A 21,131-nucleotide genomic window follows, 5' to 3' on the forward strand; every position below is an offset into this window, starting at 1 on the left:
TTGTCCTTCATCAAACCCGGTTGTAAGTGATTTACCTTGAGATATTTGTGTTGGCTCGTCCGCTGAGGGCAGGTATGCCGATATTTTCATGTTCGGTAACTTGTGTGTGTTTTCCTGGTATGTAAATATTCCAACTTGCGCCACCAAAATATGTCTTGATATATGACGTTAAGGCGTGGATAAATACGACGATGCCGACCATTTCTAATGACTCTTCAATTGTTACTATTATCTGGTAAAGTATATTATCCTCTCCCGCTGTAGAAGATCGGTATGCTCCTACCAATTCCATCCCTAGCGCTCCTCCAATATAAATAGCGGTTGCTGCAACAAACAATTTTTTTGTAGGAACAGGAAGGTGGAACAGAAACTTAATGTAGGAGAATAAAAATATCACTACTAGAATACCGATGGGCACAACCCAAGTAAAGTAAAGAATTCCTGTGGCATTTAGCATGGTTCGCATCGGTTGTATCAGTTTTTCGTGCAATTGACCAGCTTCGTCTACAGATAGATATACAAATATGAATGATAAAACTTTCCAGTAATTCTTGTAGCGACAACTATCCAAATTTTTCACATAGGCGATCGTACCCAGCAAGAAAGAACAAAACAGCAATGCCAAAGCTGAGTATGCGGTTGGAATGTTTCGCTCGGAATCAACGCCGAATGCCCTTACTAAGTAGTTTTCCGACGATACACCAGGCAACAAGTACGCAGCCATCTGACTTAAGAAAGATATTACAACCAGACAGGTGACTACTCTCAGCAAAAGTTGGGTGATAGTCCCTGGAGCTAGAGGAATTTGAAATTTCATGTTTTCTTAACCGTTTGTTTAATTTTGGATTAAGCATATGTTATCCCAAAAAAACTTTTCTCCGTATATCTACGGGCATAGATGAGTCATCGCGGTGAAGAGTTTATTTTTTTTTATTGTAAAATTATAGCCTGATTAAGAAATGTAGCAGAGATCGATCGCCCTTAATTTTATTTTTGCAAATTATAAATTTATTTATTTATTGAAACGTAAATTAGAGATCTCGAAAAATGAAGCTGAAATCCTGACTGCGGTTGAGTAGAGCTCTAAATTCGATCGATCTCTGACAGAGAAACTCGGCTTCAGACAGCCGATCGCCCTAAGTACGGAGAATTTCTGACATCAAAGGCGATCGCCAATCTCAGTAAACACTCTGAGATCGAACAAGAGGCAGAATTAACCGGAGATTAACACTCCTAGACGCATTAAGACCGAAGAAACCGGGTTTTTTACCTGATCTTTCTGTCAAAACAGATAATTTTCGTCCATCAAACCCGATTTCCGATCGCCCATGCCTCCAGGACTAATTAACTAAGTTCGCAGTCACAGAAGCCAGTCCTTAAAGATCGGGATGAAGTCCTGACTGCGAACTTAAATCGTACCTGCGCGGCGTGTACACCCAAACATCTCCTCCATATTTGCGGGGAATAATCCGAGTTTGACTCGAACCAACAATTATTAAAGTTCTCATATCCGCATCTTCCGGCTGGAATTCGCCGAGGGTGCAAACGCGCACAGATTGGCCTGGCCTGCCGAGGTTTCGCCCCAATACAACCGGGGTTTTAGGATCGCGAGTTTGCAACAAAATCTCGATCGCCCTTCCCAATTGCCAAATCCGCTGTTTCGAGATTGGATTGTAAAATGCCATAACTAAATCCGCCTTTGCAGCCGCCGAAATCCGCTGTTCTATGACCTCCCAAGGCTTGAGAATATCCGAAAGCGAAATCGCACAAAAATCGTGTCCGAGGGGTGCTCCGATCGCAGCAGCGGCCGCCTGCATCGCAGAAATCCCCGGTGCTACCCGAATGTCGATGCCTTGCCATTCGGGTTTGCTGTCAAAGTCGATCGCCTCAAACACAGCCGCAGCCATCGCAAAAATCCCCGGATCTCCCGACGAAACTACGGCGACAGATTTTCCCGATGCTGCTAAATCTAGGGCAAAACGGGCGCGATCGATCTCTTCGCGGTTGTCGGAATCGTGCCGCTTTTGTCCTTCTCGCAGGGTTCCGGCCAAGTCGAGATAGAACTTGTAACCCACCCAATCGGTGGCTTCGCGCAAAATTTGCTTAACTTCCGGCGACATCCAGGGCGCGCCTCCGGGCCCGGTACCGACGATCGCCAGTTTGCCGCGGCTAACTCCGATCGCGCTTGCATCAATCGGTTCTGCAGCCAGGGCGATCGCGCAACAAAAGGCGTTTGTGCGATCGCCTTCGACTAACTGACTGTTTGCACCGGCTGCTGTCAGGCTAATTTGGGCAGCGGTGACATCAAAACTGGCATTATATTCTATTAATTTAACTGTGTCGAATTCCACAAGTTCTGGAAGATTCAAAAAACGGACTGGCACTTTGAAGTATTGGCTAATTGCTTCTAAAGTCGGATTTCCCATCTCATGTTTTAAAGCAAAAAATCCGGCAACAGAAGCTGCTGCTAAATCGGTATTTTCCAAGATTTGCTGCACGTAAGAAACTGCTACTTCCGGCTCAATATAGGATAGATTTGTGAGTGCAAATGCTGCAATTTGCGGGTGGTAAACTAAACAGTCGGGTGTCGGTACAACTGCTTTTTCGGTGACGCGGATGGTTAATTTGGCTGCGGGGGCGATCCTCTCCGTTGTAGCCCCCGTAGGGGCGGGCTGCGCTAAGGGCAAATTGCTCTCCCAAAGCCAGTTAGCAGCCCCTTCTAGCTGTACTTTTGCCCCGGCGAGCAAATTTGAAATAAAAGTCTTCGCGTCCTCTGGATTCGCCAAATAATAGCCTTGGGGAGGACTCAGCAGGGCGGTGCGAAAGCGGATATCTCCGGTGGTGGTGATGGCGGGTTGTACGCCTAGGGCGGCAGCAATTTCTCTGGCCAAGTCATTTACGCCGTGTAAACCGCCCAGCAGCGGTACTACGGCGCTTCCGTCTTCGGCGACGGCTAAGACTGGGGGTTCGGCGCGTTTGTCTGACAGCAGCGGCGCGAGGGTGCGGATGATGATTCCGGCGGCGCAGATGGCGATGATTGGGGTTTGGGTTGCGAATAGTTCCCGCAGTGTTTCGCCGAAGTTGCTAAAGTTGATGTCTGTGTCGGATGTGCGATCGACTAAACCGTAAATCTGGGAACCTGGGAAGACTGCGGAGATGGTTTGGGCGATCGGCAGGCTGTTTTGACCTAGGATAATTATGGCGGGAGAAACTAGATTCACGGTTTTATATAGGGCTGTGTTTGCACTGGTTGGATTTGATTTCTGCTTGCTTCACGAATACGTATTTGACGAACCGATGAAAGTGACGTTATGCAAGCGCACTAAAGAAGAGAAGAAAACAGTTTTTGGGGCTAGAATTTTGAGCGATTTCATACTGAAAAATTTTGTCAAAAAAATTAATCTCAGAAGCGATAAAGTCGCCGAGATACAGAAAAATAGCGTTTTGATTTTTTTGATTATGGGTTAAGGGAGTATTGATCTCAAAAACTACGTTCAATAAACAGTAAAAAAAGCATTTTAGCCCTTAAATCGAAGCTAAAATAAACTGGGTTTTTCAACCATTTTAAAATCATTCAAAATACTTTCCCAAGCGTGAAGAAAGATTATTTTCTGGATGCAGCCACAACACATTTTCTGTCATCTGATTATCTGTAAGCTTAGTTAATTGGAGGTGATGTCGCAACCCAGAACGTTTGGTAGAGATATTAAAAGGTTGATAGCCATAACTTTGCATAATTTCGCAAAGTTCTTTGACACTGAAACCGCCCCTTTCTAGATGTTCCGGCACTACCTCTGTCAAGATTACTGGATGCAGGCGTTGAATTGTGCGATCGAGTCCTCGAATTACCAGGGGTTCAAACCCTTCTACATCAATTTTAATAAAAGTGATTCCTGGTAATTCTTCAGGCAAAATATCATCTCCGCGATACACGGTTAGTTGATACTGGCTGGAAATTAGCGACTCATCTTGTTGAGGAATCTTTGTAAAAGTTCCCATCCCCAACTCTTCATTGACTACAGTTAGTGTCTGTTCGCTTTGTCGTTCGGCAAGACCGCAATTGTGCAGGGTAACTTGCTGCAATTCATTGTTACTCACATTCGCCTGCAATCGCTTAAAAACCAAAGGATTTGGTTCAAAGGAATGTACAGTCCCTGTCGGAGTAACACACCGTGCTGCCATCAGAGTAATCATTCCTAAATTAGCTCCGACATCGATAAAACTATCGCCCGGTTTTACGGCTTCGATCATGAATTTTTGGATATCTAACTCGTAGTAGCGACCTAGAAAATATGTCATTCGTTCGTGCCAAGAGGAAAGATCGAGAGTCATCAAATATTGATGAAACTTGCCGCGTATAGTACGGGTAGGGGCATCTTTCCACAATTCACTTTTATACCCACCTAAGTTTTCAAATAATTTTCCCCATCCCGGCAGTTCCCGGCGCGTGTAGGGCAAAATCATATAAATTAGTTTGGTGCTTTTCATTTTGATATTTCTCCAGTTCAGTGTCAAGAATTTGGTTACTAAGATTTTATCTTTTTGGCTGCCAGAGACTTCAAAATCTTTGAGAGACAAGCTTGATCCAGAGGTTGTCACCCCGTGAACACAATTATACCTCGAATCGCTTAGCTCTTGTACATCCCAATTGTGTATGGTGATTGAGGGGGGGCGGGGTAGAGGGGGATTGGGGGAGAAGATTTTTGATCGATCGTCGAAATATACAATTTAAATGCACAACAGCTTAAGTAGTGTCAAAATTTAGAGACTACGATACAAACATCCTAGATAGTGTTTTTAGCTACATTCTTCAAAGCCGCCGCAGTCAAGAATGGTAAGTAAAATTACCAAGGACAGCTTTGAAATCGGCTGGCAAATAACTTATGAAACCTCGAATCATTGTTTGTGGGTTGGGGCGCACGGGACACAAGATTTTTTGTTTGTTGAGACAGCAGGGGGCGATCGCGATCGGTATTAGCGATCGCCCAATTCGCGGCGAAACTTCTGATGTGGTTGTCGGTAATTTGCAAGCAGCTTCTACTCTGTTGGCCGCTGGCATTCAAAAAGCTCACACTTTAGTAATCGCAGGAAATGATGATGCTGTAAATTTGGCAGTTTTGATGCAGGCGAGGATTCTCAATCCTCAAATTCGGATCATTAACAGATTGTTCAATACTAGCTTGGGCGACAGAATCGATCACTCTTTGCCAGAGCACACTTCGATGAGCGTTTCGGCTTTGGCTGCTCCGGTTTTTGCTTTTGCTGCTCTGGGAAATCGGGCGATTGGACAGTTGCGTTTGTTCGATCGCACTTGGCCGATTCACGAAGAATATATCGATGAAAATCATCCTTGGCTCGATCGCAATCTCAGCGATTTGTGGAACGATCGCTCGCGAATGTTGATTTATTATCTCCCGGCGGCGAACAAAACTGATTTAGTATCGGCGGTGCTTGCGGGCCGGCAGTGTCAAAAAGGCGATCGGCTAATTGTTGCCTCAGAACCGACTCTCCGCAGCCCCCAAAAAACTTTGATTCAAAAACTGCTTAAAAGCTTAACTAGCCTCCGCCGATTTCAGCAGCACAGCCAAGCAGTAATTGTGGTACTGACTCTGCTGGCAATGATTGGAATAGCTACTTCTATCTATATTTGTGTTGATGAAAATATCTCGATTGTCGATTCTCTATATTTTTCGGTAGGGATGATTACTGGTGCCGGAGGCTATGAAAAAGTTGCCGAACAAGCTCCAGAAAATATTAAATTATTTACGGTGATGATGATGTTAGTTGGAGCGGGCATCATCGGCATCTGCTACGCCCTGCTCAACGATTATGTATTGGGAACTCGCTTTACCGAATATTGGGATATAACGCGAGTTCCGCAGCGCCATCATTACATTATTTGCGGACTGGGCGGCATGGGCATACAAATTGCTAAAGAACTGCACACTAACGGTTATGATATTGTGGCGATCGAGCAAGATCCGAACAGTCGCTTTCTGAGTACGGCTCGCTCTCTGAAAATTCCAGTAATTCACGGAAGTGCTAGTTTGTCCGAAACTCTGGAAGCTGCTAATGTTAACCAAGCTGCTGCACTTTTGGCCGTTACTAGCAGCGATATGTCCAATCTAGAAATTGCCTTGACTGCTAAAGGATTAGCACCGAAACTGCCGGTGATTGTCCGCAATCAAGACTCGCATTTTGCTTTGATGGTGCAGCAGGTTTTTGAATTTGAAGGAGTTTTGAACCCGACGGAATTAGCGGCTCCTGCTTTCGCTGCGGCGGCGATTGGAGGTCGAATTTTGGGCAACGGGATGACTGCTGACAGTCTGTGGGTTTGCTTAGCAACATTGATTACGCCAAAACATCCTTTTTGCGGCTACCGCATTCAAGATGCTGCGAAATCTGCTGATTTTGTGCCTCTTTATGTGGAAACTAATTGTCAAACTATTCACGGCTGGGATTTGCTAAATTGTTGTCTGAGTGCGGGGGATGTTTTGTATTTGACGATGCCGGCAAATCGGTTGGATTTACTGTGGAGAACTACCTCGGAATTGATTAAAACTTAATGGTTTGACGTGGCAATTTATGTTGCCGATCGCTCAATTGCAACTACAAACCTGATAAAATTGGGCTAGTAGAGTAAATTGGACTTACGGCTAATCCTCAGAAACCTGGTTTCTTCCCAGATTTCTCCCGGGTTTAGCGCAACTTCTAGTATAAATGACCAACAGAGTCTCAATTAATTGCAATGTAGAATGAGAAAATTTTTAGGATTATGTGTGTTTGGCTTGATAATGGCGATCGCCTCTGTAGCTGTGGCCGCTCAACCTTTGTCTGTCGCCTATCCTCCCGCCAACCACAAAACAATAGCCGATCGCATTTTTTTAATCGGTACCGCCCCCGCAACCGGACAAGTATCGGTAAATGGCCAACAAATTCCGCGCAGCGGGGCGGGTCATTTCGCCCCGACAGTTCCCCTGCAATTAGGCGAAAATGTCTTTACCTTGCGTTACGAAAATCAGCAAGTTCAAATTAAGGTGACGCGGGAGTCAAATCAGCCGGAAGTCCCCGCTGGATTGGCTTTTGCTAAAAATTCGCTGACACCGAAAGTCGATGTCGCGAGTTTACCGGGGGAATATATTTGCTTTGGGGCGATCGCTCCGGCGAATGCTTTAGTTGCGGTAAAATTGGCTGGGGTTACTATTCCTTTAAAAGCGCGATCGCAAGTCGAACTCCCCGACAACAAATCTGTACTGCTAGGTGAAAATTCCCCGATCGCCAAAAGCAGCACCGAACAGTATCAAGGCTGCGCTATAACTCCCCCAAATCCACCCTTGCTAAAGGGCGAAAATGAGTCTAACTCCTCCCTACCAAAAACAGAAAAAATTGATTTAGGAGTGCCAGTATTTGAGCTAACAATGAACGATCGAACTATCAGCCAGCAAGGTACCGGCAAGATTTCTATTCTCTCCCCGGCTGAGTTAGAAATAGCCGAAGTAACAGCAGATCCTGGTGTCGCTAGAACCGGGGCGAGTACAGATTTTTCTCGGATGACACCGCTACCGAAGGGAACGCGAGCAACAGTTATCGGGCGCGAGGGAGAATGGATTCGGCTCGATTACGGTGCTTGGATCAAAGCATCAGAAGTGCAAATTGTCAAGGATGCAGTTCCCGCGCGATCGATTATTCGCAGCGCCAGTTCGCGTCAAGTTTCCGGCTGGACAGAGGTCTTATTCCCCTTAGAAACACCAGTCCCAGTCACCGTGCAAGAAGGAGAACGCACGTTCACTTTAACGCTGTACAATACCACCGCTCAAACTGACATTATTCGCGTCTCTGATGACCCGGTAATTTCACGTTTGGAATGGCAACAAATCTCGCCACTGCAAGTACAATACACTTTTAATCTCAAATCAGCCCAGCAGTGGGGCTATAAGCTGAGATACGACGGCACAACTTTAGTGCTGTCTTTAAAACACCCGCCGGCGAATACAAGCATGATGCCGAATTCGCAAGCAAAACCCTTATCGGGAATTAAGATTCTCATCGATCCGGGACACGGCGGGCCGGAGGATGGAGGTGCTGTAAGTCCAGTGGGAATTAGGGAAAAAACAATAGCTTTAACGGTCTCGAAATTGGTGCAACAGGAATTGGTAAATCGGGGCGCAAATGTGGTAATGACGCGGGTAGAAGATGTCGATTTGGATTTGCCGCCGAGGGTAGAAATGATTCAAAAAGAAGAACCAGCGATCGCAATTTCGATCCATTACAATGCCTTGCCGGATAACGGCGATGCAATTAATACTAAAGGTGTCGGCGCTTTCTGGTTTCATCCCCAAGCCCACAGTCTGGGAATGTTTTTGCACAACTATTTAGTTGCCAAGTTGAACCGTCCGAGCTATGGTGTATTCTGGAATAATCTAGCCATGACTCGTCCTGCAGTTACTCCATCTGTTTTAATGGAATTGGGATTTATGATTAATCCCGAAGAATTTGAATGGATTGTGAATCCGACAGAACAGCAGAAGTTAGCCGAGGCAATTGCCCAAGGCATTACCGAATGGTTTGCTTCCATCAAATAACAGTCCAATAACAGTTCGGTCGTTCGGACTTCAGTTTTTCCAACCCGAGGAGATTAAAGAAATGCTAATTTTTACTCAATCAAAAGCCTTTTTCATTGCAGCGGCAGTTGCAACTTTAAGCTTCTCACTTTACAGCTTTCCCGTTTTTGGCAGACAGCAAAATCTTTCTTCCCAAAAAGTAGAAGCTTTAAAAAAACAAACTCAGTGCTCATTTATTACAGGTGAAGGTGGCGCAGTCAACATTCGCAAAGGCCCCGGCAATAAGTACGCGGTTGTAGCTAAACTCAAAAGAGGAGACGGAGTTCGGGCCCTCAGCAGACAAGGTAATTGGGTAAAAATTGCGGCGACATTTTCGGGTAATCCTCCTAATGAAACTTTGACAATCCTTAATGGTTGGGTGAACAATAAATTTATTAATGGTTGTTCTGAAGACCAATTTGACAGGTGGCGGCAATAGGGAATTTAGCGATTTTTTCGTGATAGTGCGGGCTGTTTTTTGAGATGGTCAATTATTGGCAGGTATTATCGATCGTCTGGATAGATTAGCAACCCCAACTGACAATAAGGTAATTTTAACGGCCCGGTATTCAACCCGCACCAGGACTTTCGGCTTCGCCCAGCCTCCTGGTGCGGGTGCAAGCTTGTATAGAACCCATTTGACATCTTTGAGTTTTTGGGTTGGGTGACGAGAAATATAGAGAGAAACTGGTTTCTGAGATTTACGCAAGGGGCGAGAAACCGAGTTTATACGAGTTTTTGGGTGACGAGAAATATAGAGATCAACCCGGTTTCTGAGATTTACGCAGAATAGATATCAAATGGGTTCTATAAAACCTGGTTTAAACTTCCCCGTATTTTTAACCCCCAAGTGTTGGGTTATATTATTGAATAATTGATGACATAATATAGCCTTTCGATCGTAACATGAGGTGCTAGGAGTGGGCATAGGGCATAGGGCATACTTCACCAAGCTTGAGAACCCCTATAATAGTTGGGATATTGCCTGCACTTGCATTGTTTTTTTGAACTGGTATCACTATCATAAATCATGAATTTTAGTCGATCGCTCTCGGTAATTGCCATGCTTTCGATCGCAAGCTGCAACATCCAAACCCCAAAAACTAACACGCAGCCTACAGAAAGTCGTAGCTTGCGGGGCGGGACGCCATCGCCAATTGCAGCAGCATCTGTTCCGGCCAAGCCAAAGTCGGAGATTAAAGAAGCAAAATTAATTGCTGTCGGCGACATCATGATGCACAGTACCCAAACAATCTCCGGCTACGACACAAAAAAACAAACATACAATTTTGACAATTTCTTCGCACCAGTTAAAAGCATCCTCTCAAAAGGCGATTGGGTAACGGGAAATCTCGAAACACCCTTAGCGGGCAAAGATGCGGGCGGATATACGGGCTATCCCCTATTCAACGCACCGGCTCAATTACTGGATGCTGCTAAAAAAGCCGGATTTAATATCTTGACAACTGCAAACAATCATGCTTTGGATCGGGGAGAAACAGGCATAATTAGGACGATCGCAAATTTGGGCGATCGGCAAATTGCCTCCACAGGAACAGCCAAATCGAAAGCTACGGGCGATCGTACTTTAATCATCACCAAAAACAATATTTCACTAGCCATGCTAGCCTACAGCTACGGCACAAACGGCATCCCCATACCCAAAGGCAAAGACTACTTAGTTTCCCTAATCGACGAAAAAAAGATAATCAAAGACATAGCCAAAGCCCGCAAACAAGGAGCAGATATAATCGCAATTTCCCTACATTTTGGCGACGAATATCAGCGACAGCCAAACACCCAACAAAAACAATTAGTTGAAAACCTATTAAAAGCCGGTGCAGACATCATTCTCGGCAGTCATCCCCACGTTGTCCAACCTTACAAAATCTTTAACTTCCCCGGAAAAAACGGGAAAACCCGCAAAGCTGTAGCAATTTATTCAATGGGAAACTTCATCTCCGGTCAAACCAAAAAGTATACCGATTTAGGCGTAATTTTGCAAGTAAATATCCGCCAAAAACTTCCCGAAAAAACCACAGAAATCACCGGCATCAAAACCATTCCGACTTGGGTACACCGCTATACTCTGAACAACAAATATCATTATCGGATTCTACCCTTAGAAACAACTGTCACCCAGAAAAAAGATCCGCTGCTAACAACTTCGCAATATCCAGTTTTAAAAGCATATTTACAAGAGATGAACAATCATCTCAACTCTTTGAAGAGTCAGAAAAAATCAAAGTAATTTGCGATTGGGAATTGGGTCCTGGTGATTGTAATTGGAGTTAGAGCCGATCGATTTTTATTCCCAGGCAGTGCCCGTTGGTAAGGTAACAACTTAAACTAGGGAAGCAATCATGTATCCAACGGAAGAGGGTGTAGTGGAGTAGAGCGACTTTTCTTTTTGTGATTATATTCTTCCCATACGCCAAGATAATCTGATGCTTGATATCTGCCGAATATCTCAGCGAAAATGTTAGGCAATTTTCGGTAAGGAGAAACACCCATATCTTTAAGCATGATGTCAATATATTGTTGAAAGCGAGTGTTAATTGCACAGGATCGCGAAGGTTCAAATTGAATATTTGCGCGTTTCCACTGGCGGATATATTCAATACTTTTTTCCATATTTTCGCTGGAAGGTAACTCAAGTTCACCACGCCAGTAAGCACACAGCCATTGTGTGGCAATTTCGACTGCTGGTACGTGCATATATCCATGATTGAACCCGGCAAAGGCAATGCCAGGAATGCGAGGATGAAGCAAGTGGCGATATAACTGCACGCCATCGGGTTCGGTTTCCAACATTTTTCGATATTGATCAGGCAAAAATGGAAAAATCGGCGTTTGCGAACCCAAAGATAGAATGACTAAATCGCATGGAATCTCGCAACCATTTTTCAACTTTACTGCTTCTCGCGAAAAACCAGATAATTCTGCACGGTGGGGCGAGATTTTTCCTTCTGCAATAAAGGGATAGTAATTTTCAGGCGCAACCGCTGTGGCTGAACGTAAATCATGCAATAGTTTGTGGTCTGGTTGTACAGCTTTGATGCGACTCTGGGCGGCTTGGTCTTTTCCAGAAACATTTCGCTGAACTTGAAAGCGGAAGATGGATGCAATCAAATCCCAAAAACCTGAAACAATGAAACCAAGGCGATTGTGCAGGAAACGTTCAATGGCGGTTGGATGTGCCCAACTTGTCATCATCACTGTTCCAAAACGGCTGAATAATGGGTAGGTAAAATGTACGCCCAAAATCCATTCTGGCACAAGCCAGCGCGGTGTACGAAATACATGATTTACTTGCGCGCCTTGTTTGGCTGCGAAAGTCGCCATGTCCAAAGCACTTTTTCCGAAGCCAACGATTACAACTCGTTGATTGTCGAATATATCAAGCGCGTGCACATCCCGTTCAGTGATGATTTTCCCGCCGAAATCTTCGATACCTGGAAATTTAGGTTGATACTTTCCTTCTGTATATTGCCCAACTGAGATAACGACGTATCCAAATAATTTTTCGTGAACGCCATCCTGGTTTTTATATTTTAATAGCCAGCCATCTTCTGTTTCTTTGAGTTCGATAACTTCATGATTTAACCGCACATCAAGCTTTAAATGGTTGACCGCTTGTTCCAAATAATTCAGGATTTGTTCTCCGGTGGGATGTAAATCGGGCGTGAACGGCCAGGGAAAATCAGATAAATGATACTGTTCCCTGATATTTTGCAGGTGTACGTTTGGGTATGCAAGTGCCCATACTCCGCCAAGCTTTTCGGATTTCTCGAAAACAACTGCTTGGAAACCATTTTTCTTGAGAATATGGGCTGTCGTAATGCCTGATATCCCCGCGCCAATAATGGCAATTGGCATACCGTTTTTGTATTGCATATATTTGAGTCTCCTTATTTGGTATGGTTATTAGAGTAATTCTCCTGACGCAGTGACAAAAAACCGGAAGCCTTGCACTCAGAAGAGTTTAAATCGATCGCTCTCACGCAGACAGAGGGGTTGTCACCCTGTCAAATCCGCGACCTTAACCCCAACTGCTGATAGTAGTCTAGGTAGTTGTAGACTAAGGGGAGAGCAATTCTTGCCGTCTGGCTGCTACAAGCTCAGTTGAGGCGCGCTGCCACATTCCGATCGCGAAAAAGATGTATAGCAATCCTAAATGATTTGCTTGCATTATACGCGAGCTTTCTGGCTCGCACTGCAAGGATTCTGGTCTCGCTCGATTTTGCGGCTGATGCGAGGATTGCTATAACTTAATAACTAATAACTGCTTAATTAACCAAGCGATCGCTCGTTCAACATTATCAACCTGCTCAACATCGGGAATCTGCGGTCGCTGCACCATCACAACCGAAATTCCCAGTTCCCTAGCCGCAACAATTTTAGCATAAGTCGCACCGCCCCCGCTGTTTTTACTAACAATTGTATCAATCTGATATTCTAACAGCAATTCTCGCTCGTCTTCCAATGTAAAAGGCCCCCTTGCTAATAACAATTTACCGTTAGGAACAGGAGTATTGGGTGCAGGAGGATCGATCGCCCGCATCAAAAACCAAATAGCATCCAAACCAGCAAACTCCGCCAATTCCTGCCTACCAATCGTCAGAAACACCCGCTGAGACTGCCCTAATAAAGCCTTTGCAGCCTCCGAGTGGCTGGCAACTTCAATCCAGCGATCGCCCTCCACCATCTCCCAAGCAGGGCGCACCAACATCAAATGAGGCACATTACACTCAGCAGCAGCGATCGCAGCATTAGCAGAAATCTGAGCCGCAAACGGATGAGTCGCATCGATTAATAAGTCGATCGGGCTACAATCCAAAAACGCCGCCAGCCCAGCCGCCCCACCAAACCCCCCAATTCGCACCGTACCAGTTTTTGGAGTAAAAGGCTGTTGAGTGCGTCCTGCTAGCGAAGAAACCACCTCAATATCGGCGATTTGAGACGCTTTGGCAGCCAGTTTAGCAGCATCCCCGGTTCCGCCCAAAATTAGCAATCGTTTTTTCATTAAATTATCCTTAGCCACTACACAAACTGGCGGTTAAAACCGCAACTACACAACCAAAGTCCGCCTGCGCCAACTCAAGAAAATCCAGGCTTTTAGAACCTGCGGAGGCAGGTTTTGTTTGTGTAGCTGCGACTTAAGTCGCCGAGACTTTTCTCAAGAAAATCCAGGGTTTCAGAACCTGCGGAGGCAGGTTTTGTCTGTCTAGCTGCGACTTAAGTCGCCGAGACTTTTCAAACATCCCCTAACCAACGCCCGCAATTTTGGTTAATAATATGTTTAGTAAAGTTTCAACTGCTAACAAAAATGATTCGCTCACTTTTCACATTCTTTACAGTATTAATTGTAACCGGGTTAGTTTGGTTGGGAAACATCGCGCCCGCCGCCGCACAAGAACAACCCACAGACATTGCAGCTTCCCAGCAGGAATTAGCAGAACTCATTCAAAAAGCTTTTGAAGCTACCAACGAAGGCAAATTTCCCGCCGCAGAAACTTTCTGGACTCAAATCATCGAAAAATTCCCCTCACAAGCAGCCGCTTGGAGCAACCGAGGCAATTCTAGAGTCAGCCAAAACAAACTGCAACCAGCAATTGCTGACTACGAAAAGGCGATCGAACTAGCTCCCGAAGCCCCAGATCCCTACCTCAACCGCGGCACAGCCCTAGAAGGTTTAGGACGTTGGGAAGAAGCCATCGCCGACTACAATCACGTACTAGAATTAGACCCCAAAGATCCAGCCGCCTACAACAACCGAGGTAACGCCGAAGCAGGTTTAGGAGAATGGGAACCAGCAATTTCCGACTACAACAAAGCCTTTGAACTAGCCCCCGAATACGCCTTTGCTCGCGCCAACCACGCCCTAGCACTGTATCAAAACGGGCAAACCAAAGAAGCAATTCGCAACATGAAAAACATCGTCCGCAGATACCCTCAATTTGCCGACATGAGAGCCGCCCTCACCGCCTGTCTTTGGGAAGCTGGAAATCGCGGTGAAGCTGAGAGCAATTGGGTAGCAGCAGTCGGCCTCGATTCTCGCTACAAAGACCTCGATTGGGTTGCAAAAACCCGCCGCTGGCCGCCAGTTGTAGTCAGCGCCCTAGACAAATTCTTGAACTTAAAATAATCTCTAAATGGTAATTGGTAATGGGTAATAGGTAATAGGTAATATCGTGTCCGATCCGTTAACCGCAGTAAGATTCGTTCGTAGTGCGGACTTTAGTCCGCAGCATTTGACGGAATTAATTCCGCACTACAAACGTTTTTTATGGCGTTCGACGGGGATTGTAGGTATTTTGGCAATCAGCAGCAGGTTGGCTTTTTACTTTATTAATTCTTCAATCCGTGCAGTATTCAACTCTTCGACATTCCTGAAAACTGCAGCCGCACCTGCTTTTTTCAGCGCTGCACTATAAGCCTCACAGCGCACAGAATCATCCAAAACATGAGGTGGCAAAATTCCCATACCAAGCCAAACCCGATTTGGTTGCAATTCCCGCGCCTTCACCACCGTGTAAATATCGGCAACAGTATCTCCCGCATAAACCACGGGCAAATTCTTTGCTAAACCGTGCAGGTTTTCCAACTGTTCAATTGCTGCGAAAAGTCCAGCCGGATCTGGTTTTCCCGGTGCATCTTCCATCGCCACCAACACAGGGGAATTTAAACTCAGTTTCCCTGTCAAAACATAAGCAGCTTCAGCCCGCATCGCGCCGCTAAAAAAACCCCAAGCAACACCGCCAAGCGTTAAATTTTCTAGGTAAGCCGGACTTAACAGCAGCGGTTCGTCGCAAATGTAACCAGTCCAATTTTGCTCATCGGGCCCGCGATAGCGACTTTGGAAAAAAGCCACTAATTCGTCATAGTTGAGAGTGAGTTGATTTCTCGATCGCCCGATCGCCTCAAAATAACGGCAAACTAGCTCAAAAGACGCTTCCCAGTCATTATTCCACACTCCCTCAGACTTCAGAGAGTCGATATCCAGAGAATTTGGGCGAAAAGCACCAGCCGTGAAGTGTTCCACCGCATCCGCGATCGCCCGCCTGTAGGAACCGGACACATCCCGCACCACACCGTCAATATCAAAAACTAAAATAACTCTGTTCACAACTTAATTATCCTGGTAACTGGGGCGAGTTTTGCACAAATTTGATTGATTTAGGGCCCAGAAGGGGCGCGAAACCCAGCCGCGCGACAAAACTTTTAATCACCGATCACTCATTATCGAACAGAATGTGCTACGCTTAGCGATTGTAGAAATTTTTAACAAATTCTATCAAAACCCTGGAGGTTTGCTTGTCCAAGTTCATCTTAAAAGTTCTCTGGCTAGAAGAGAATGTTGCCCTCGCCGTTGACCAAGTTGTCGGCAAAGGAACTAGCCCGCTGACATCCTACTTTTTTTGGCCGCGCAAAGATGCGTGGGAAGACCTCAAAAACGAACTCGAAGCCAAACACTGGATTGCTGACAACGATCGCGTCGAAATCCTCAACCAAGCCACAGAAGTCATCAACTACTGGCAAGAAGAAGGCAGACGGCGCCCGATGACAGAAGCTCAATCGAAGTTCCCCGAAGTAACTTTTACCGGCAGCAACTAAGCCCAGCTTTTAGTTCCTACCCATATACATTGGCTGTTATGGCTGATGGGATAGAGCACAGAGGCGGAGAAGGCCAAAAGACTTGAATCTTTGCTTTTTCCACCTCGCCGGCCAACATACAATTTAAATGCGCCACAGTCGATCGAGATCCTAACTCCCATTTTCAGAGACACTCGGGTTTAGGGCTTAGTCGATTTGAAATTTGAAATTTGAGACTTATCCAAAATAAAGCTCTCAAATCGGATTTTCTACAATCTAAAAATCCTCAGCTACCCAACAAAACAAATCAAAAATCTGCTTTTTTCTAGTCTTAAGTTATTGTACAATTAGCTCTAAAAAGATTTTTAATAACTAATAACCAATAACCAATAACCAATAAACAATAACTAATAACTAATAACTAATAACCAATAACAAATAACTAATAACTAATAACTAATAACTTCTTCCCGGAACCTATGGGCGCCCAAACCACGATCGACCAAACCGAACAACTACCGCTGGTAACAAATCCCGACATTCTCCAGCAAGCCATCCTCTACAAAATTAACACTCGCGCCACCGCACGCGGAGAATTAGTTTTTCCCTGCCTGCCGGGAATGCTAAACCACTATCTCCAATCAATCGAAAAACTATTTACCACCCTCGACAGACCCCTGCCAGAAGACCGCAGGGAGGAACTCAAAAAGCTTTTAGCCACTAAATTAGAACAAGGCTACCGCACCTCAACAGCATCGATGCTGATCCTGCAATACGAATCAGTGCAGCCGCCGCAAACAGGCTTGGCCTGCAAAGTGATTGTTACTACCTCAACAGTTGGAGAACAGTATAAAACCTGGGTAGACACCAGAGAACCTCCCCTGTTCGGTTCTCATCCAGATGCAAAATTGATGGCAACGGCTGCTAAATTGGGAAATCCCGATCGCATCCGCATATTAGACGTGGGGGCCGGTACCGGACGCAACACCTTACCCCTGGCTCGATTGGGCTATGCTGTAGATGCGATCGAACTCACCCCAAGTTTTGCAGAACAACTCAAAGCAGCAGCAACAGCCGAAAACCTTCCCGTCACAGTAACCGAAGGCGACGTGCTCGACCCCTTAATGCGGATGAAACCAGCGGGCTACCAACTCGCAGTTGCCGCCGAAGTCATCTCGCATTTTCGTGACAGCGATCAAGTACGGCTTTTCCTAGCCAAAATGTGCGATTTCCTCTCTCCCGGAGGCGTGTTGCTGTTCAGCACATTTTTAACCGTCGGCGACTACCAGCCCGACGCCCTCGTGCGACAAGTTGCCCAGCTATCCTGGTCTACTTTATTCACGCCCCAAGAACTCGCCACCGCAATGGAAGGGTTGCCCTTAGTCCCAATATCCAACGAGTTGGTGTGGGAGTACGAACGCCACCACCTACCAGAAACAGCCTGGCCGCCCACGCCCTGGTTTCCCAGTTGGGCAACAGGTAGAGATGTTTTCCCGATGGCAAACGCCCGTCCGCCAATGGAATTGCGCTGGATTTTGTGTCGCCGTAGTTAGTCAGTTGTCAGTTGTTAGTTGTCAGTTGTCAGTTGTCAGTTGTTAGTTGTCAGTTGTTAGTTGTCAGTTGTCAGTTGTCAGTTGTTAGTTGTCAGTTGTCAGTTGTCAGTTGTCAGTTGTAGAGTGCGCCGCCCTCAAGAATCGCTCAATTCGATCGACAATCTCACATATCCCCACCTCACAAAGACGGCTGGGCAAACAAATTTTATACTTCTTTTGGAGTAATTTTTTTAATCAATCCCATCGTTTCGAGGCTAACACAGCAATCGAAACCTTTGACAACACAGGCTAACAGCCACATCAAGTCTTTTTATTCCCAAATCATCAAGCCGGCTCGCGGTCAAATGTTGCAGCCGATATACAAAAATTTACAAAAATATATATTAAGATGTAAACATAGCGAAGTTCGATCGCCCGTGTGGGAGAAACTCGGTTTCTTAGCAGCTCCTATGTTAACAAACCTGTGATTTTTTGCGAAAAATTCGATCGCCATCTGGAATCCGTGCAACTACAATCAAGATCGAACAAACCTATTCCTCCCGATAGATGACATTTTGGGGGAGTAGAACTACCCAATAAATTAGCTCGCTAATCAGCGAAGCTCCTGAGACACAAATATGCTTTTAACACGTCCACTACAAGCGTTTGGAGCAATCTTCAGGCACAAACCTTCAACAAAAAGCTCGATCGACCAAAAAAGCAGTAAAAATTATTTAGAGGGGAATATTTCTCCCGCTCCAAACCAAGAAAAGGACTGCGACATCCCACTAGAAATGCTGATGAGTAACGCAAAAACCAACTGCACCGATGAAGAAATTACCGCTTGGCTGCGCGGATTGCTGACAATTGCTTGGGCTGACGGCAACTTTGACGAAAACGAGCAAAAAATCATTGCGAACCTAACTCAGGATGAATTACATCCAGTATCTGCTGAGACAGAGTTTGAACCGATTGCGGCAGAGGAACTAGCTGCTGTGTTAGGGAAAGGCACCGCCAACGGGGAGAATTTTTTGAGAACAGCAGTCATGGTAGCCTTAGCAGACGGTACGTACTCGCTGAGCGAAGATGAGGTACTGTACAAGTTTTGCACAGCTTTGGGTCACAACATCGAGGCGATCGAATCTCTGCGACACACCATCGCAGACAGCAACTGCGACCCCCAAGGGCCAAACAGCCAAATAGCCTTTGATTCAAACTCCGTCCCCGCCGGCACACCCCTTTCATCTCCCCTACGCAAACCACACCACAAAAACGTCCTGCAACCGGTCAAAGATTGGCTGGACGGCTGGGAAATTCACGATCCCAAAGTGGCACATTTTGTCTGCAAAATGATTCCGCCACAATGTCCGTTTGAGCGAGATGTTGTATTGTTCGGGCGCAAAATCGTCCACATTCCGGCGATGTGCAAGATTAACCCGCTTTACGAACAGTTGGTGGGGATGCGCTTTCGAGCTCTCTGCTATTTAGCAGATGATTGTCAGGAAGATGTATCGTCATATTGTTAGCAGTCATTAGTCATTAGTCATTAGTCATTGGTCATTGGTTATTGGTCATTAGTCATTGGTCATTAGTCATTGGTCATTGGTCATTTAGACATTGCGAAATCTAGGATTAATGAATGTAACGATTAACCAATGACTGCTAATTAGTCCGGGACGCAAAAAGCCGAGTTTTTCTGGAAAAAAGAATCGTTATAGCCATCCGCCCCAGTAGAAAAACTCGGTTTATTCAATTTTTGTGGGTAAGTCCTGCTAATAGCAAATTTGTTGTTAAAATTATATTTTTCCAGCGACTGTAATTCGCGATTAGACTTTTTTAGGCAGCCTCAGCATTCTCAAGAAAAAGAGCAATATTCTACTGAAATCTGGTATTATACTAACCATTAGTGTCAAATTAACGTTAAAGCTAGTATGAGTCTGCTGTTTGACGATTAAGTTATCGATCGCCCAGCAGGAAGAACTCGCTACTCCCCCTTAACGAGGGGAGAACCGGAAGTGTTCAAAGTTCCCCTGATTAAGGGGGATGCGAGGGGGAGCGAGACTCGGATGAAAACGAGAGATACCAAAGGTTTTAGTCTTAAGTTGACACTGATGACTGCTGACTGATGACTAATGACTGTTGACTGATTACTATTGATTAAATTATGCAATTTATCGATCGAGCTGATATTCAAGTCGTGGCGGGTAAGGGCGGCGACGGTATGATCGCTTTTCGTAGAGAAAAGTATGTGCCGGCGGGCGGGCCTAGCGGCGGTACGGGCGGGCGCGGCGGTTCTGTGTTTATAGTGGCGGTGGAAAGCTTGCAAACGCTGCTAGATTTTCAGTACAACCGGATTTTTAAAGCTCAAGACGGGAAGCGGGGCGCGCCGAAGAATATGACTGGGGCTTCTGGGGACGATCGCACGATCGAGGTTCCCTGCGGTACGGTAGTTTACGATGCCGAAACTCAAGCGATTTTAGCAGATTTGGTGGTTCCCGGACAGACTATTTGTATTGCTCAAGGTGGCAAGGGCGGTTTGGGTAATAAGTGTTTTTTGACGAATTCTAACCGGGCTCCTGATTATGCGTTACCGGGCAAGGAAGGCGATCACAAGTTTTTGCGGCTGGAATTAAAGCTATTAGCTGAAGTGGGAATTATTGGTTTGCCTAATGCTGGTAAGTCAACGCTGATTTCTGCTTTGTCGTCGGCTCGTCCTAAGATTGCAGATTATCCGTTTACAACCTTAATTCCGAATTTGGGGGTAGTTAGAAAGCCGACAGGTGACGGTACTGTTTTTGCTGATATTCCGGGATTAATTGCCGGGGCTCACGAAGGTGCGGGTTTGGGTTACGAGTTTTTGCGGCATATTGAACGGACTCGGTTGTTGCTGCATTTAATTGATATTACTGATGAAGATCCGATCGCAGATTACATGACAATTCAGGATGAGTTGAAGGCCTACGGGCGAGGATTGGCAGATCGGCCGCAGATTTTGGCTTTTAATAAGGTGGATGCGATCGATCTTGAGGATGAGGAAATTGCAAGTGCGATCGGGCGATTGCAAGAAATTAGCGGTGCTCCGGTTTTGTTGATTTCCGCTGTGAGTCGAGTTGGGTTGAATGAATTGATGCACGAAGTTTGGCAGAAACTCGACGAGATGAATGAGAAAGAGGCTGAGGAACTCTCAGCAGTGGGAGTTTTATAGCCCGGTTCTGATTCATGAGTTTTTGCGGTCATCGGTAGGTGTTTTTTTGAGGGGTCAATTTTTTCGGCTGTATTGCTTGCACAGCAAGGGTTTGAGGTGCAGTGCCGAAAAAAAACTATGGCCGCAAACGCTGTAATGCTTGCTGTGATTAGTTTTGAGGGCTGTTGATTTTTTTGCCTCAAGCCATCGCCGGTGGCT

The 21,131-nt window shown here is 45.6% G+C and carries 15 protein-coding genes; 9 read left to right on the forward strand and 6 right to left on the reverse strand.

Going from position 1 to position 21,131, the window contains the following annotated elements; translation table 11 throughout:
• Window positions 1–31: 31 nt before the first annotated feature.
• The 3 genes from QUB13_RS01540 to QUB13_RS01550 form a co-directional block, all read right to left on the reverse strand.
• Window positions 32–817 carry a hypothetical protein gene (locus QUB13_RS01540; RefSeq protein ID WP_333378132.1) on the reverse strand — a complete coding sequence of 262 codons (786 nt, stop codon included), beginning with the start codon at window positions 815–817 and terminating at the stop codon, window positions 32–34.
• Between the two features lie 559 nt (window positions 818–1,376).
• On the reverse strand, window positions 1,377–3,221 hold the full coding sequence (gene cobJ, locus QUB13_RS01545) for a precorrin-3B C(17)-methyltransferase (protein ID WP_333378135.1): 1,845 nt from the start codon (window positions 3,219–3,221) through the stop codon (window positions 1,377–1,379).
• Window positions 3,222–3,570: 349 nt separating this feature from the next.
• Window positions 3,571–4,488: an FkbM family methyltransferase gene (locus QUB13_RS01550; RefSeq protein WP_333378137.1), complete on the reverse strand. Its 918-nt coding sequence runs from the start codon at window positions 4,486–4,488 to the stop codon at window positions 3,571–3,573.
• Between the two features lie 395 nt (window positions 4,489–4,883).
• Here QUB13_RS01550 and QUB13_RS01555 point away from each other — a divergent pair, with 395 nt between their 5' ends.
• From QUB13_RS01555 to QUB13_RS01570, 4 genes are all read left to right on the forward strand, one after another.
• The gene (locus QUB13_RS01555; protein ID WP_333378140.1) at window positions 4,884–6,566 is read left to right on the forward strand and encodes a potassium channel family protein; all 1,683 of its coding nucleotides are present in this window, start codon (window positions 4,884–4,886) and stop codon (window positions 6,564–6,566) included.
• Window positions 6,567–6,755: 189 nt separating this feature from the next.
• Window positions 6,756–8,582: an N-acetylmuramoyl-L-alanine amidase gene (locus QUB13_RS01560; protein ID WP_333378143.1), complete on the forward strand. Its 1,827-nt coding sequence runs from the start codon at window positions 6,756–6,758 to the stop codon at window positions 8,580–8,582.
• Between the two features lie 61 nt (window positions 8,583–8,643).
• Complete coding sequence (locus QUB13_RS01565) at window positions 8,644–9,039, forward strand: SH3 domain-containing protein (protein WP_333378146.1); 396 nt, start codon at window positions 8,644–8,646, stop codon at window positions 9,037–9,039.
• 591 nt (window positions 9,040–9,630) lie between these two features.
• Window positions 9,631–10,851: a CapA family protein gene (locus QUB13_RS01570; protein WP_333378149.1), complete on the forward strand. Its 1,221-nt coding sequence runs from the start codon at window positions 9,631–9,633 to the stop codon at window positions 10,849–10,851.
• Window positions 10,852–10,961: 110 nt separating this feature from the next.
• Here the strand turns inward: QUB13_RS01570 and QUB13_RS01575 are convergent, their stop codons facing one another.
• Both QUB13_RS01575 and QUB13_RS01580 read right to left on the reverse strand, forming a co-directional pair.
• Window positions 10,962–12,497 (reverse strand): flavin-containing monooxygenase, encoded by a 1,536-nt coding sequence (locus QUB13_RS01575; protein ID WP_333378151.1) that lies wholly within the window; start codon window positions 12,495–12,497, stop codon window positions 10,962–10,964.
• A 367-nt stretch (window positions 12,498–12,864) separates the two neighbouring features.
• Window positions 12,865–13,626 (reverse strand): cobalt-precorrin-6A reductase, encoded by a 762-nt coding sequence (locus QUB13_RS01580; protein ID WP_333378154.1) that lies wholly within the window; start codon window positions 13,624–13,626, stop codon window positions 12,865–12,867.
• Window positions 13,627–13,929: 303 nt separating this feature from the next.
• Here QUB13_RS01580 and QUB13_RS01585 point away from each other — a divergent pair, with 303 nt between their 5' ends.
• Window positions 13,930–14,748 (forward strand): tetratricopeptide repeat protein, encoded by an 819-nt coding sequence (locus QUB13_RS01585; RefSeq protein WP_333378158.1) that lies wholly within the window; start codon window positions 13,930–13,932, stop codon window positions 14,746–14,748.
• Window positions 14,749–14,943: 195 nt separating this feature from the next.
• Here QUB13_RS01585 and QUB13_RS01590 read toward each other — a convergent pair whose 3' ends face one another.
• Window positions 14,944–15,729 (reverse strand): TIGR01548 family HAD-type hydrolase, encoded by a 786-nt coding sequence (locus tag QUB13_RS01590; protein WP_333378161.1) that lies wholly within the window; start codon window positions 15,727–15,729, stop codon window positions 14,944–14,946.
• A 176-nt stretch (window positions 15,730–15,905) separates the two neighbouring features.
• On the opposite strand from QUB13_RS01590, the gene QUB13_RS01595 reads away from it, so the two are divergent.
• From QUB13_RS01595 to obgE, 4 genes are all read left to right on the forward strand, one after another.
• Window positions 15,906–16,217, forward strand: coding sequence for a 30S ribosomal protein PSRP-3 (locus QUB13_RS01595; RefSeq protein WP_228042653.1), 312 nt, complete (start codon window positions 15,906–15,908; stop codon window positions 16,215–16,217).
• A 458-nt stretch (window positions 16,218–16,675) separates the two neighbouring features.
• Complete coding sequence (locus tag QUB13_RS01600) at window positions 16,676–17,749, forward strand: class I SAM-dependent methyltransferase (protein WP_333378164.1); 1,074 nt, start codon at window positions 16,676–16,678, stop codon at window positions 17,747–17,749.
• 617 nt (window positions 17,750–18,366) lie between these two features.
• The gene (locus QUB13_RS01605) at window positions 18,367–19,254 is read left to right on the forward strand and encodes a Mo-dependent nitrogenase C-terminal domain-containing protein (protein WP_333378167.1); all 888 of its coding nucleotides are present in this window, start codon (window positions 18,367–18,369) and stop codon (window positions 19,252–19,254) included.
• A 638-nt stretch (window positions 19,255–19,892) separates the two neighbouring features.
• Window positions 19,893–20,933 carry a GTPase ObgE gene (obgE, locus tag QUB13_RS01610; protein WP_333378170.1) on the forward strand — a complete coding sequence of 347 codons (1,041 nt, stop codon included), beginning with the start codon at window positions 19,893–19,895 and terminating at the stop codon, window positions 20,931–20,933.
• Window positions 20,934–21,131 lie beyond the last annotated feature (198 nt).

Origin of the sequence: Microcoleus sp. B4-D4, assembly GCF_036705185.1 — a bacterium.
In the GTDB taxonomy this organism is placed as follows: Bacteria; Cyanobacteriota; Cyanobacteriia; order Cyanobacteriales; family Microcoleaceae; genus Microcoleus.

Coding starts and splice junctions, on each gene's coding strand:
- QUB13_RS01540 (WP_333378132.1), bottom strand. CDS start 817: ATGAAATTTCAAATTCCTCTAGCTCCAGGGACTATCACCCAACTTTTG.
- QUB13_RS01550 (WP_333378137.1), bottom strand. CDS start 4,488: ATGAAAAGCACCAAACTAATTTATATGATTTTGCCCTACACGCGCCGG.
- QUB13_RS01555 (WP_333378140.1), top strand. CDS start 4,884: ATGAAACCTCGAATCATTGTTTGTGGGTTGGGGCGCACGGGACACAAG.
- QUB13_RS01560 (WP_333378143.1), top strand. CDS start 6,756: ATGAGAAAATTTTTAGGATTATGTGTGTTTGGCTTGATAATGGCGATC.
- QUB13_RS01565 (WP_333378146.1), top strand. CDS start 8,644: ATGCTAATTTTTACTCAATCAAAAGCCTTTTTCATTGCAGCGGCAGTT.
- QUB13_RS01570 (WP_333378149.1), top strand. CDS start 9,631: ATGAATTTTAGTCGATCGCTCTCGGTAATTGCCATGCTTTCGATCGCA.
- QUB13_RS01575 (WP_333378151.1), bottom strand. CDS start 12,497: ATGCAATACAAAAACGGTATGCCAATTGCCATTATTGGCGCGGGGATA.
- QUB13_RS01580 (WP_333378154.1), bottom strand. CDS start 13,626: ATGAAAAAACGATTGCTAATTTTGGGCGGAACCGGGGATGCTGCTAAA.
- QUB13_RS01585 (WP_333378158.1), top strand. CDS start 13,930: ATGATTCGCTCACTTTTCACATTCTTTACAGTATTAATTGTAACCGGG.
- QUB13_RS01600 (WP_333378164.1), top strand. CDS start 16,676: ATGGGCGCCCAAACCACGATCGACCAAACCGAACAACTACCGCTGGTA.
- QUB13_RS01605 (WP_333378167.1), top strand. CDS start 18,367: ATGCTTTTAACACGTCCACTACAAGCGTTTGGAGCAATCTTCAGGCAC.
- obgE (WP_333378170.1), top strand. CDS start 19,893: ATGCAATTTATCGATCGAGCTGATATTCAAGTCGTGGCGGGTAAGGGC.